The sequence below is a fragment of the Pseudomonas palmensis genome (genome assembly GCF_049942755.1).
Taxonomy (GTDB): domain Bacteria; phylum Pseudomonadota; class Gammaproteobacteria; order Pseudomonadales; family Pseudomonadaceae; genus Aquipseudomonas; species Aquipseudomonas palmensis.
Map to the genome: position 1 here is coordinate 1,052,006 of NZ_CP187958.1, position 12,107 is coordinate 1,064,112.

The following is a 12,107-nucleotide window of genomic DNA, read 5'->3' on the forward strand; positions in this document are numbered from 1 at the left end:
CCACGAACTTGCTAAGGAGATGTCAGTTCCGGGCTGGCCTGATGGTGAGCCCTACCGCACCCCTGAGGAGTTCCCATGAGCGAGTTGCGTTTTACCGAAGATCACGAATGGCTGCGCGCCGAAGCCGACGGCAGCGTCACGGTCGGGATCACCGCCTTTGCCCAGAACGCGCTGGGTGACGTGGTCTATGTGCAACTGCCGGAACTGCAAACCTACGAAGCCGGGGCCGAAGCCTCCACCGTCGAATCGGTCAAAGCCGCCAGCGGCGTGTACATGCCGCTGACCGGTGAAGTGGTGGCAGTCAACGAACAGCTGCAGGACAGCCCCGAGCTGGTCAACGAAGACCCGCTGGGCGAAGGCTGGTTCTTCCGCTTCATCCCGGCCGATGCCGGCGCCGTCGCGCAACTGCTCGACCAGGACGCCTACGACCGTCTGATCAAAGCCAACGCCGACGCCTGAGGAAATCACCATGACCATCAACCTCGGCACCGCCAATCAGTTCATCGCCCGTCATATCGGCCCGCGCGACACCGACGAGCAGGCCATGCTCGCCACCCTGGGCTTCGACTCGCTGGAGGCCATGAGCGCCGCCGTGATCCCCGACAGCATCAAAGGCACCAGCGTGCTCGAGCTCGGTGACGGGCAGAGCGAAGCCGATGCCCTGGCCTCGCTCAAGGCCATCGCCAGCAAGAACCAGCTGTTCAAGAGCTTCATAGGCCAGGGCTACTACAACACCCACACCCCGGCACCGATCCTGCGCAACCTGCTGGAAAACCCGGCCTGGTACACCGCCTATACCCCCTATCAGCCCGAGATTTCCCAGGGCCGCCTGGAAGCGCTGTTGAACTTCCAGACCCTGATCAGCGACCTCACCGGCTTGCCGATCGCCAACGCCTCCCTGCTCGACGAAGCCACGGCCGCCGCCGAAGCCATGACCTTCTGCAAGCGCCTGAGCAAGAACAAGGGCAGCCACGCCTTCTTCGCCTCGGTGCATTGCCACCCGCAGACCCTCGACGTGCTGCGCACCCGTGCCGAGCCGCTGGGCATCGAGGTGGTGGTGGGCGACGAGCGCGAGCTGGGCGACGTGAGCGCCTTCTTCGGCGCCCTGCTGCAGTACCCGGCCAGCAACGGCGAGGTGTTCGACTACCGCGAACTGGTGGAGCGCCTGCACGCCGCCAACGCGCTGGTGGCGGTAGCCGCCGACCTGCTGGCGCTGACCCTGCTGACCCCGCCGGGTGAGTTCGGCGCCGACGTGGCCATCGGCAGCGCCCAGCGCTTCGGCGTGCCGCTGGGCTTCGGCGGCCCGCATGCGGCGTACTTCTCCACCCGCGATGCGTTCAAGCGCGACATGCCAGGGCGCCTGGTCGGCGTGTCCATCGACCGCTTCGGCAAGACCGCCCTGCGCCTGGCCATGCAGACCCGCGAGCAGCACATCCGCCGCGAGAAGGCCACCAGCAACATCTGCACCGCCCAGGTACTGCTGGCCAACATCGCCAGCATGTACGCCGTGTACCACGGCCCGCAGGGCCTCAAGCAGATCGCCCAGCGCACCCACCAGCTGACCGCGATCCTGGCCAGCGGCCTCAAGGCACTGGGCGTGAACGTTCAGAACGCCGCGTTCTTCGACACCCTGACCCTGGCCACCGGCGGCGCGACTGCCGCGCTGCATGAACAGGCGCGCGCCCGCCAGCTCAACCTGCGCCAGATCGATGCCGACCACCTGGGCCTGTCGCTGGACGAAACCAGCACCCAGGCCGATGTCGAGGCCCTGTGGCAGCTGTTCGCCAATGGCCAGGCCGTACCGGACTTCGCCGCGCTGGCCGCTGCCACGCCAGCACGACTGCCGGCCGCCCTGCTGCGCCAGTCGGCCATCCTCGAACACCCGGTGTTCAACCGCTACCACAGCGAAACCGAACTGATGCGCTACCTGCGCAAGCTGGCCGACAAGGACCTGGCGCTGGACCGCACCATGATCCCGCTGGGCTCGTGCACCATGAAGCTCAACGCCGCCAGCGAAATGATCCCGGTGACCTGGGCCGAGTTCGGCAACCTGCACCCCTTTGCCCCCGCCGAGCAGAGCCAGGGCTACCAGCAACTGACCGACGAGCTGGAGGCCATGCTGTGCGCCGCCACTGGCTATGACGCCGTGTCGTTGCAGCCCAACGCCGGTTCGCAGGGCGAGTACGCCGGCCTGCTGGCGATCCGCGCCTACCACCAGAGCCGGGGCGATGCCCGCCGCGATATCTGCCTGATTCCCTCGTCGGCCCACGGCACCAACCCGGCCACCGCACACATGGCCGGCATGCGCGTGGTGGTCACTGCGTGCGATGCCCGTGGCAACGTCGACATCGACGACCTGCGCGCCAAGGCCATCGAGCACCGCGACCAGTTGGCCGCGCTGATGATCACCTACCCGTCCACCCACGGTGTGTTCGAGGAGGCCATCGGCGAGATCTGCGCGATCATCCACGACAACGGCGGCCAGGTGTACATCGACGGCGCCAACATGAACGCGATGGTCGGCCTGTGCGCCCCGGGCAAGTTCGGCGGCGACGTGTCCCACCTGAACCTGCACAAGACCTTCTGCATCCCCCACGGCGGTGGCGGCCCGGGCGTCGGCCCGATCGGCGTCAAGGCGCACCTGGCGCCGTTCCTGCCGGGCCATGCGCACCTGCACAACCCCCAGGGCGCGGTATGCGCAGCGCCGTTCGGCAGTGCCAGCATCCTGCCGATCACCTGGATGTACATCCGCATGATGGGCGGCGCCGGGCTCAAGCGTGCGTCGCAGATGGCGATCCTGAATGCCAACTACATCGCCCGCCGCCTGGAAGAGCACTATCCTGTGTTGTACACCGGCGGCAATGGCCTGGTGGCGCACGAGTGCATCCTGGACCTGCGCCCGCTCAAGGACAGCAGCGGCATCAGCGTCGACGACGTGGCCAAGCGCCTGATCGACTTCGGCTTCCATGCCCCGACCATGTCGTTCCCGGTGGCCGGCACGTTGATGATCGAGCCGACCGAGAGCGAGGCCAAGGAGGAACTGGACCGCTTCTGCAACGCCATGATCTGTATTCGCGAAGAGATTCGCGCAGTGGAGAACGGCAGCCTGGACAAGGACGACAACCCGCTGAAGAACGCCCCGCACACCGCGGCCGAGCTGGCCGGCGAATGGCCCCACGGCTATAGCCGCCAGCAGGCGGTGTACCCGCTGCCATCGCTGGAGGAGGCCAAGTACTGGCCACCCGTGGGGCGTGTCGACAACGTGTTCGGCGACCGCAACCTGATCTGCGCCTGCCCGTCGATCGAAAGCTATCAGGACGCCTGAGGGCCTCTTCGCCGGCAAGGCCGGCTCCTGCAGAGCCCGCGCGCATCTGTAGGGGCCGGCCTTGCCGGCGAAGCTTTTCAACCTGCACGAGGGTACGACCATGTCACTCAGCGTCTTCGACCTGTTCAAGATCGGCATCGGCCCCTCCAGCTCCCATACCGTCGGGCCGATGCGCGCAGCCGCGCGTTTTGCCGAGGGCCTGCGCCGCGACGACCTGCTGGCCAGTACCGCCAGCGTCAAGGTCGAGCTGTACGGCTCGCTCGGCGCCACCGGCAAAGGCCACGGCAGCGACAAGGCGGTGCTGCTGGGGCTTGAGGGCGAACACCCCGACAGCGTCGACACCGACACCATCGCAGCGCGCCTGCAGGCGATCCGCAGCAGCGGGCAGCTCTACCTGCTGGGCGAGCACGCCATCGAATTCAACGAAAAACAGCACCTGGCGATGATCCGCAAGCCGCTGGCCTTTCACCCCAACGGCATGATCTTTCGTGCCTTCGACGCCGCCGGCCTGCAGGTACGCAGCCGCGAGTACTACTCGGTGGGCGGTGGTTTCGTGGTCGACGAAGGCGCTGCGGGGGCCGATCGTATCGTCGAGGACAGCACCACACTGCCCTACCCGTTCAAGACGGCCCGGGAACTGCTTGACCACTGCACCACGCATCACCTGAGCATCAGCCAGGTGATGCTGGCCAACGAATCGGCCTGGCGCCCCGAGGCCGAGACCCGCAGCGGCCTGCTGCACATCTGGCAAGTGATGCAGGGCTGCGTGGCCGCCGGCTGTCGCAACGAGGGCATTCTGCCCGGCGGGCTCAAGGTCAAGCGCCGCGCTGCTGCCCTGCACCGCCAGCTGTGCGCCAACCCCGAGGCGAGCCTGCGCGATGCGCTGTCGGTACTCGACTGGGTCAACCTCTATGCCCTGGCGGTCAACGAAGAAAACGCCTCCGGCGGTCGAGTGGTCACCGCACCCACCAATGGCGCTGCCGGCATCGTGCCGGCGGTGCTGCACTACTACATGCGCTTCATCGGGGGTGCCAGCGAAGACGGCGTGGTGCGCTTTCTGCTCACCGCCGCTGCCATCGGCATCCTGTACAAGGAAAACGCCTCGATCTCGGGGGCCGAAGTGGGCTGCCAGGGTGAGGTCGGGGTGGCCTGTTCGATGGCAGCCGGGGCCCTGTGCGAGGTGCTGGGCGGCAGCGTGCAACAGGTCGAGAACGCCGCCGAAATCGGCATGGAACACAACCTGGGCCTGACCTGCGACCCGATTGGCGGGCTGGTCCAGGTGCCCTGCATCGAACGCAATGCCATGGGCTCGGTCAAGGCGATCAACGCAGTGCGCATGGCCTTGCGCGGCGACGGGCAGCACTTCGTCTCGCTCGACAAGGTGATCCGCACCATGCGCCAGACCGGCGCCGACATGAAAAGCAAATACAAGGAGACCGCCCGCGGCGGTCTGGCCGTCAACATCATCGAGTGCTGACAACCTCAAGCCTCTAGAAGGAGTCATCAATGTCCACCGACACACTGCTGCAAACACCGCTTCATGCCCTGCATCTGGAACTGGGCGCGCGCATGGTGCCGTTCGCCGGCTACGACATGCCCGTGCAGTACCCGCTGGGGGTGCTCAAGGAGCACCTGCACACCCGCGAACAGGCCGGCCTGTTCGACGTGTCGCACATGGGCCAGATCCGCCTGGTGGGCGCCGATGCCGCCAAGGCCCTGGAAACCCTGGTGCCGGTCGACATCATCGATTTGCCGGTGGGCATGCAGCGCTACGCGATGTTCACCAACGAACAGGGCGGCATCCTCGATGACCTGATGGTGGCCAACCTGGGCAACGACGAACTGTTCCTGGTGGTCAACGCCGCCTGCAAGGACCAGGACCTGGCCCACCTGCGCCAGCACATCGGCACGCTGTGCCAGGTGCAGCCGCTGTTCGAAGAGCGCGCCCTGCTGGCCCTGCAGGGCCCGGCGGCAGTCAAGGTACTGCAGCGCCTGGCCCCCGAGGTGGCGGACATGACCTTCATGCAGTTCAAGCCCGTGGTGTTGCTGGGCGTGGACTGCTACGTGAGCCGTTCGGGCTACACCGGCGAAGACGGCTTCGAGATCAGTGTGCCCAGCGCCAGCGCCGAGGCCCTGGCCCGCCACCTGCTGGCCGAGCCGGAAGTGGCCGCCATCGGCCTGGGCGCGCGCGACTCGCTGCGCCTGGAAGCCGGCCTGTGCCTGTACGGGCATGACATGAATGCCGACACCACGCCGATCGAGGCAAGCCTGCTGTGGGCCATCTCCAAGGTACGCCGTGCCGATGGCTCGCGGGCGGGAGGCTTCCCCGGCGCTGCTGCGATCTTCGCCCAGCAGCACAGCGGCGTGGCGCGCAAGCGCGTCGGCCTGCTGCCGCAGGAGCGTACCCCGGTGCGCGAAGGGGCCGAGATCGTCGATGAGGCCGGCACGGTGGTCGGCAGCATCTGCAGCGGAGGCTTCGGGCCCACGCTGGGCGCGCCAGTGGCGATGGGATATGTGGACCAGGCCCATGCAGCGCTCGATACACCGCTGTGGGCCATCGTGCGCGGCAAACGGGTGGCGATGAAAGTCAGCAAGATGCCGTTCGTTGCCCAGCGCTACTATCGCGGCTGATACAGCGCAATTGAAACAAGGTGTCATGGCGCGTTCGGGATATTCGTTTTCGAACGCGTTTTACAACTTTCGAACACGCCCGACAACGGCCCGCAAACAGCCCCGGAAATTTCCCGCCAGGCCCCGTGGTGCGGCGCTCTGCGGGACTTGTTTTTGCAATCGAAATGAGTGTAGATTCACTGCACTGTGTTTGCATGGGTCGCTATGGTTCGTGACCTGGGCAGTAGCGCCGAGTTTTGCTACAACCCGTTCGACGTCTCTTACTTTCCTGCAACCCAGCCCAGTACTCTTTCAATGAAAGAAACTGTTACTAATTCTAAGTTTCAAAGGAAATAAGACAATGTCCCAACGTCAGAGCGGTACCGTCAAGTGGTTTAACGACGAGAAAGGTTTTGGTTTCATCACTCCAGAAAGCGGTCCGGATCTGTTCGTACACTTCCGCGCTATTCAGGGCAACGGCTTCAAGAGCCTGAAAGAAGGCCAGAAAGTGACCTTCGTTGCTGTGCAGGGCCAAAAAGGCATGCAAGCCGACGAAGTTCAAGCCGAAGCCTGATCTTCATCAACGAAAGAGCCCCTGCTGGCAACAGCAGGGGCTTTTTTGTGCGCGCAATTCCGTAGAATGGGCGCTTTGTCACCCGGAGCCTGAGCGCATGCCCAAGCAACTTCTTCAACCACAGGGCGAGTTCCCCGTGGTCGGCCTGGGCCGTCGCCTGGCCGCGATGTTCTATGACTTCCTGTTGTGCACCGCCCTGCTGATGGTAACCACGCTGGTGTACAAGATGGTGCAGATGGCGATCATCGGCGAGACGCGCATGCGCGCCCTGACCGAGGCGGGGGCGCTGGATGGCGATCCCTTGCTGTCGACCGTTCTGCTGTTCATGCTGTTCGGCTTCTTCGCCAAGTTCTGGACCCACGGCGGCCAGACCCTTGGCATGCAGGTATGGGGCATCCGCGTGCAGAATGCCGACGGCAGTGCCATCAGCCTGTGGCAGGCACTGCTGCGCTTTGTAGTGTCGATTGCGTCGTGGCTGTGCCTGGGCCTGGGGTTTCTGTGGTCGCTGGTGGACAAGAAAAAACGCGCCTGGCATGACATGTACTCGGAAACCCAGCTGGTGCGGATTCCCAAGCGCAAGAAGTAGAACCGCAGCGCACCGTTCGCCGGCATAGGCAACCAATGAAAAAGCCGACCCTGAGGTCGGCTTTTTGTTGGCCAGGGTAATCGCTACCCCGCCCTGCGTAGCAACCACACCCCCGCCAGCGCACAGATTGCCGCCGGGATCACCACCGCCAGCAGCGGCGGGAAGCCGAACACCTGGCTCGAAGGGCCCAGCAGGTCCTGGGCGATGCGGAACACGAAGCCCACCAGCACCCCGGTGAACACCCGCTGGCCCAGCGTCACCGAACGCAGCGGGCCGAAGATGAACGACACCGCCATCAGTACCAGCGCCGCCGTGACCACCGGTTGCAGCACCTTGGTCCAGAACGCCAGCCAGTAGCGCGCGTTGTTCAGGCCCTGGTCGGAGAGGTAGTGAATGTAGTCCCACAGCCCGCTGATCGACAGCGACTCGGGCGCCAGTACCACGGTGCTGAGCAGCTCGGGGGTCAGGGCGACGTCCCAGCGCTCCTCGGCATTGTGGATGACTTCGGTGTGGTCCCCACGGAAGTGCGTGGTGGTCACGTCGGTCAGTTCCCAGTGGCCCTGGGTGTATTGCGCCCTGCGCGCAAAGCTGGAGGTCTGCATGTGACGCTCGTTGTCGAAGCGATAACGCGTCACGCCCAGCAACAGCCCATTGGGCTGCACGGTGTTGATGTGCACGAACTCCTCGCCCTGGCGGTGCCACAGGCCGCGCTTGGAGCTTTGCGCCTCACCGCCACCCTGCGCCAGCGAACGGTCGGCCTGGGCCTTGTTCTCGGTCACGGGTGCCAGGTACTCGCCCATCAGCACGCCGATCAGCATCAGTACCAGCATCGGCTTCATGACCGCCCACACGATGCGCCCGATGGACACGCCGGCAGCGCGCATGATGGTCAGTTCGCTGCTGCTGGCCAGGCTGCCCAGGCCGATCAGGCAGCCGATCAGCGCGGCCATCGGCAGCATGTCGTACAAGCGCCGTGGCGCGGTCAGCAGCACGTAGTTGCCCGCGTCCCACAAGGTGTAGGTATCGCTGATGTCGCCCATCTCGTCGATGAAGGCGAACAGCGACGCCAGGCCGAGGATGATCCCCAGCACGGCGAGGATGGCCATGAACACGCTCTGGCCGATGTAGCGATCGAGTTTAGCCACGGGCCACCTCCGCACGACGGCTGGCGCGCTTGAGGCGCAGCGGTTCCCAGAACATCAGGCCCAGGCCGATCAGCAGGAACAGCCCATGCACCGGCCACAGCCCCAGGCCGATCGGCAACTTGCCTTTCTCCAGGGCGCCGCGGGCGGCAATCAGAATCGTCAGGTAAGCCATATACAGAAGGATCGCCGGCAGCAGCTTGAGGAAACGGCCCTGGCGCGGGTTGACCCGCGACAGCGGCACCGCCATCAGGGTCACGATGAACACCAGCAGCGGCAGCGACAGGCGCCACTGCAGTTCGGCACGCTCGCGCAGCCCGGTACTGCCGATCAGTTCGGACGTCGGGATGGCCTCGCGCTCGGTGACTTCCTGGCTGACCTCCGGCTTGGGCAGCAGCACACCGTAGGTGTCGTACTTGATGGCGCGGTAATCGGCCTGGCCCGGGTTGCCGTCGTAGCGGTAGCCGTTTTCAAGGATCAGGTAGCGGTTGCCGTCGGCCTGCACTTCCTGACGGCCCTTTTCGGCCACCAGCACGGAGATGCCACGGTCCTTGCTCTTGTCCTGGGACAGTCGCTTTTCCGAAATGAACACGCCGGCCAGCTTTGAACGGTCATCCGACAGCTGCTCGGTGTAGGTGACCCGCGAACCGTCGCGCAGGTTCTGGAAGCGGCCCGGCACCAGGGTGTCGAACTCGGTCAGCGCATCCTGCTGGTTGATGATCTGCGATACCTGGGTCACGCCCTGGGGCGCCAGGCTCAGGCTCAGCCAGGCTACCAGCACCGCGATCAGTGCAGCCGGCATCAGGGTCATGCCCAGCAGGCGCTGCTGGCTCATGCCGGTTGCCGAGAGCACGGTCATCTCGCTTTCCAGGTACAGCCGGCCGTAGGCCAGCAGGATGCCCAGAAACAGGCCCAGCGGCAGGATCAGTTGCAGAAAGCCCGGCAGGCGGTAGCCCATGATCAGGAACAGTACGCCCGGATCGAGCATGCCCTGGGCCGCCTGGGCCAGGTATTTGATGAAGCGCCCGCTCATGATGATGACCAGCAGCACAGCGCTGACGGCACTCAAGGTCACCAGGACCTCGCGGGACAGATAACGGAAGACGATCAAACCAGACACTCCTGGGTTGTCAGGCTCGGACAGCCGAACAAGGGAAAACGTTGCAACCAAGATAGTCGCCCGCCCGCCAAAGGCGAACCCGGACAAAAGTGCGCGCATTATCCTGTGAATGGCCGTGCCTGTCACTTGGCGCCGTGCAAAGCTTCATCTCGGGGTTGTCAGCGCGCCCGCCGCAGGCTCAAACTGGGCGCTTTCTGACTGGCCCGCCACGGCGCGCCAGGCCGCTTCGAGCGCCTGCACCGCCAGCGCGCACTGACAGTTCATTCGGGGACCCTGACATGGAATTGGTTGTAAAAAGCGTAGCCGCAGCATCCTTGAAAACCGCCACCCTGGTACTGAGCGTGGGTGAAGGCCGCACACTGGGCGCTACCGCCAAGGCCGTGGACGACGCCAGCAACGGCGCCCTGAGCGCAGTGCTCAAGCGCGGCGACCTGGCCGGCAAGGTCGGCCAGACCCTGCTGCTGCAAGGCCTGGCCGGGGTCAAGGCCGAGCGCGTATTGCTGGTGGGGACCGGCAAGGACGCCCTTGCCGACCGCGCCTGGCGCAAGCTGGCGGGCAGCGTGCTCAACGTGCTCAAGGGCCTGGCTGGCAGCGATGCGGTGCTGGCACTGGACGACGTTGCCGTGACCGGCCGCGATGCCAACTACGGCAAGGTACGCCTGCTGGCCGAGAGCCTGCTCGATGGTCAATATGTATTCGATCATTACAAGAGCAAGAAGGCCGAGCCGATCGCCCTGAAGAAGATCACCCTGCTCAGCGACAAGGCCGGCCTGGCCGAGGTGGAGCGCGCCGTCAAGCACGCCACCGCGATCGCCAACGGCATGGGCTTCACCCGCGACCTGGGCAACCTGCCGCCGAACATCTGCCACCCAAGCTATCTGGCCGAACAGGCCAAGGCGCTGGGCAAGGAGTTCAAGGGCCTCAAGGTCGAGGTGCTGGACGAGAAGAAGATCAAGGACCTGGGCATGGGCGCGTTCTACGCCGTGGGCCAGGGCAGCGATCAGCCGCCACGCCTGATCGTGCTCAGCTACCAGGGCGCCGCCAAGAAGAGCGAGAAGCCTTACGTACTGGTGGGCAAGGGCATCACCTTCGACACCGGCGGCATCAGCCTCAAGCCCGGTGCCGGCATGGATGAAATGAAGTACGACATGGGCGGTGCAGCCAGCGTGTTCGGCACCCTGCGTGCCGTGCTCGAACTCAAGCTGCCGATCAACCTGGTGTGTGTACTGGCCTGTGCCGAGAACATGCCCAGCGGTGGCGCCAGCCGTCCGGGCGACATCGTCACCACCATGAGCGGGCAGACCGTCGAAATCCTCAACACCGACGCCGAAGGCCGCCTGGTGCTGTGCGACGCACTGACCTATGTGGAGCGCTTCAAGCCGCAGGCGGTGATCGACATCGCCACCCTGACCGGCGCCTGCATCGTCGCCCTGGGCAGCCATACCTCGGGCCTGATGGGCAACGACGACGAACTGATCGGCCAACTGCTGGACGCCGGCAAGCGTGCCGACGACCGCGCCTGGCAACTGCCGCTGTTCGACGAATACCAGGAGCAGCTCGACAGCCCGTTCGCCGACATCGCCAACATCGGCGGCCCGAAGGCGGGCAGCATCACCGCCGGCTGCTTCCTGTCGCGCTTTGCCAAGGCCTACCACTGGGCCCACCTGGACATCGCCGGCACGGCCTGGACCAGCGGCGGCAAGGACAAGGGCGCCACTGGCCGCCCGGTACCGCTGCTGACCCAATACCTGCTCGACCGCGCCAACGCCTGAGGCGCCGTCCACCGGCCGCGCTGCAAGGCGTAGCCGGTGGGCCACCCCACCATGAGCAAAGTCGACTTCTATATCCTGCCCAGCCCCGCGCCTGCCGCGCGGCTGGATTTCGCCTGCAAGCTGTGCGAAAAGGCCTGGCGCCTTGGGCACCGCGTGTACCTCAACTGCAGCGATGCGGCCCAGCGCGACGAGCTGGATGCGCGGCTGTGGGCGTTCAAGGGCGAGGCCTTCGTACCCCACAGCGCGCTCGAAGACGACCCGCACGGCGCGGTGGCGCTGGGGGTCGGTGACGACCCGGGCGATCATCAGGACCTGCTGGTCAATCTCGACCTGAAGGTACCCGGTTTTGCCGCACGCTTTGCCCGCATTGCCGAGATCGTGGTGGAGGAGCCGGCCATTCGTGCGGCGGCGCGGGAGAGTTTCCGTTTCTACCGTGAACAGGGCTATGCTCTGCAAGACCACCGTTTACAGCGACTCTGATGATGGACAAACCTGCCCCCATGCCAAAACCTGCGCATTTGCTGGACGATCTGGAGTCGATTCGCCAGTTGCTGGGTGACGATGCCCTGGAACCGCCACTGCTGACCGAGACCGTCGAGGAGCAGATACCGTTGCTGCTCGAGCCGGCCGAACCGGCAGCGCGGGCCCCGGTGGCTGCCGAGCCGGCTGCCGAGCCCGACCCGCAGGCGCGCCGCCAGGACACCCTGCTGCACCTGGACAGCGAACTGCGCGCGGCGGCGCAGTTGATCATGCAGGATGTGATCAAGGACTTTACCCCGCATATCGAGAACGAGATCAAGCGGCGCCTGGATGCCCGCCTGGAGCGGTTGTTGAACTCACGCTCGTAATCAAAAACGGGGGCGAGCCTTTGGCTCGCTTCGCCGGCAAGGCCGGCTCCTACGCGAAGAATTCCCCACAGTTTTTTGCCCCACTCCCGCACCTCACGCTACGCCCCGGCCCTTATCCCCGCTATACTTC

At 65.3% G+C, this 12,107-nt stretch carries 11 protein-coding genes; 9 read left to right on the plus strand and 2 right to left on the minus strand.

Annotated features, from left to right (window positions below):
* Positions 1 to 75: 75 nt before the first annotated feature.
* From gcvH to ACPRTJ_RS04935, 6 genes are all read left to right on the plus strand, one after another.
* The gene (gene gcvH / locus ACPRTJ_RS04910; RefSeq protein ID WP_043862428.1) at positions 76 to 459 is read left to right on the plus strand and encodes a glycine cleavage system protein GcvH; all 384 of its coding nucleotides are present in this window, start codon (positions 76 to 78) and stop codon (positions 457 to 459) included.
* A 10-nt stretch (positions 460 to 469) separates the two neighbouring features.
* Positions 470 to 3,325 (plus strand): aminomethyl-transferring glycine dehydrogenase, encoded by a 2,856-nt coding sequence (gene gcvP / locus ACPRTJ_RS04915; RefSeq protein ID WP_426428260.1) that lies wholly within the window; start codon positions 470 to 472, stop codon positions 3,323 to 3,325.
* A gap of 100 nt (positions 3,326 to 3,425) precedes the next feature.
* A complete protein-coding gene (locus ACPRTJ_RS04920) occupies positions 3,426 to 4,802 on the plus strand; it encodes an L-serine ammonia-lyase (protein WP_196933084.1) in 1,377 nt (458 codons plus the stop codon).
* A gap of 29 nt (positions 4,803 to 4,831) precedes the next feature.
* Entirely contained in the window at positions 4,832 to 5,956 is a 1,125-nt protein-coding gene (gene gcvT, locus ACPRTJ_RS04925; protein ID WP_058541434.1) for a glycine cleavage system aminomethyltransferase GcvT, read from the plus strand.
* Positions 5,957 to 6,296: 340 nt separating this feature from the next.
* A complete protein-coding gene (locus ACPRTJ_RS04930) occupies positions 6,297 to 6,509 on the plus strand; it encodes a cold-shock protein (protein ID WP_003175786.1) in 213 nt (70 codons plus the stop codon).
* 97 nt (positions 6,510 to 6,606) lie between these two features.
* Positions 6,607 to 7,095: an RDD family protein gene (locus tag ACPRTJ_RS04935; RefSeq protein ID WP_043862432.1), complete on the plus strand. Its 489-nt coding sequence runs from the start codon at positions 6,607 to 6,609 to the stop codon at positions 7,093 to 7,095.
* Between the two features lie 83 nt (positions 7,096 to 7,178).
* Here ACPRTJ_RS04935 and lptG read toward each other — a convergent pair whose 3' ends face one another.
* Together lptG and lptF are read right to left on the minus strand one after the other, a co-directional pair.
* Positions 7,179 to 8,240 carry an LPS export ABC transporter permease LptG gene (lptG, locus tag ACPRTJ_RS04940; protein ID WP_043862433.1) on the minus strand — a complete coding sequence of 354 codons (1,062 nt, stop codon included), beginning with the start codon at positions 8,238 to 8,240 and terminating at the stop codon, positions 7,179 to 7,181.
* Positions 8,233 to 9,348 carry an LPS export ABC transporter permease LptF gene (gene lptF, locus ACPRTJ_RS04945; protein WP_043862434.1) on the minus strand — a complete coding sequence of 372 codons (1,116 nt, stop codon included), beginning with the start codon at positions 9,346 to 9,348 and terminating at the stop codon, positions 8,233 to 8,235. The genes lptG and lptF overlap by 8 nt, the downstream gene beginning before the upstream one ends.
* A gap of 287 nt (positions 9,349 to 9,635) precedes the next feature.
* Between lptF and ACPRTJ_RS04950 the strand changes: the two genes are divergently transcribed.
* From ACPRTJ_RS04950 to ACPRTJ_RS04960, 3 genes are read left to right on the plus strand one after another with little or no spacing between them, the layout of a single operon-like run.
* Positions 9,636 to 11,129: a leucyl aminopeptidase gene (locus tag ACPRTJ_RS04950; protein ID WP_054916377.1), complete on the plus strand. Its 1,494-nt coding sequence runs from the start codon at positions 9,636 to 9,638 to the stop codon at positions 11,127 to 11,129.
* 51 nt (positions 11,130 to 11,180) lie between these two features.
* A complete protein-coding gene (locus ACPRTJ_RS04955) occupies positions 11,181 to 11,609 on the plus strand; it encodes a DNA polymerase III subunit chi (RefSeq protein WP_043862523.1) in 429 nt (142 codons plus the stop codon).
* 2 nt (positions 11,610 to 11,611) lie between these two features.
* A complete protein-coding gene (locus tag ACPRTJ_RS04960; protein ID WP_043862436.1) occupies positions 11,612 to 11,977 on the plus strand; it encodes a hypothetical protein in 366 nt (121 codons plus the stop codon).
* Positions 11,978 to 12,107: the final 130 nt, after the last annotated feature.

Bases quoted from the DNA above. Each gene is read 5' to 3' on its own strand.
- ACPRTJ_RS04955 (WP_043862523.1), top strand. From the start codon at position 11,181: ATGAGCAAAGTCGACTTCTATATCCTGCCCAGCCCCGCGCCTGCCGCG.
- gcvP (WP_426428260.1), top strand. From the start codon at position 470: ATGACCATCAACCTCGGCACCGCCAATCAGTTCATCGCCCGTCATATC.
- ACPRTJ_RS04935 (WP_043862432.1), top strand. From the start codon at position 6,607: ATGCCCAAGCAACTTCTTCAACCACAGGGCGAGTTCCCCGTGGTCGGC.
- ACPRTJ_RS04930 (WP_003175786.1), top strand. From the start codon at position 6,297: ATGTCCCAACGTCAGAGCGGTACCGTCAAGTGGTTTAACGACGAGAAA.
- gcvH (WP_043862428.1), top strand. From the start codon at position 76: ATGAGCGAGTTGCGTTTTACCGAAGATCACGAATGGCTGCGCGCCGAA.
- ACPRTJ_RS04960 (WP_043862436.1), top strand. From the start codon at position 11,612: ATGGACAAACCTGCCCCCATGCCAAAACCTGCGCATTTGCTGGACGAT.
- ACPRTJ_RS04950 (WP_054916377.1), top strand. From the start codon at position 9,636: ATGGAATTGGTTGTAAAAAGCGTAGCCGCAGCATCCTTGAAAACCGCC.
- gcvT (WP_058541434.1), top strand. From the start codon at position 4,832: ATGTCCACCGACACACTGCTGCAAACACCGCTTCATGCCCTGCATCTG.
- ACPRTJ_RS04920 (WP_196933084.1), top strand. From the start codon at position 3,426: ATGTCACTCAGCGTCTTCGACCTGTTCAAGATCGGCATCGGCCCCTCC.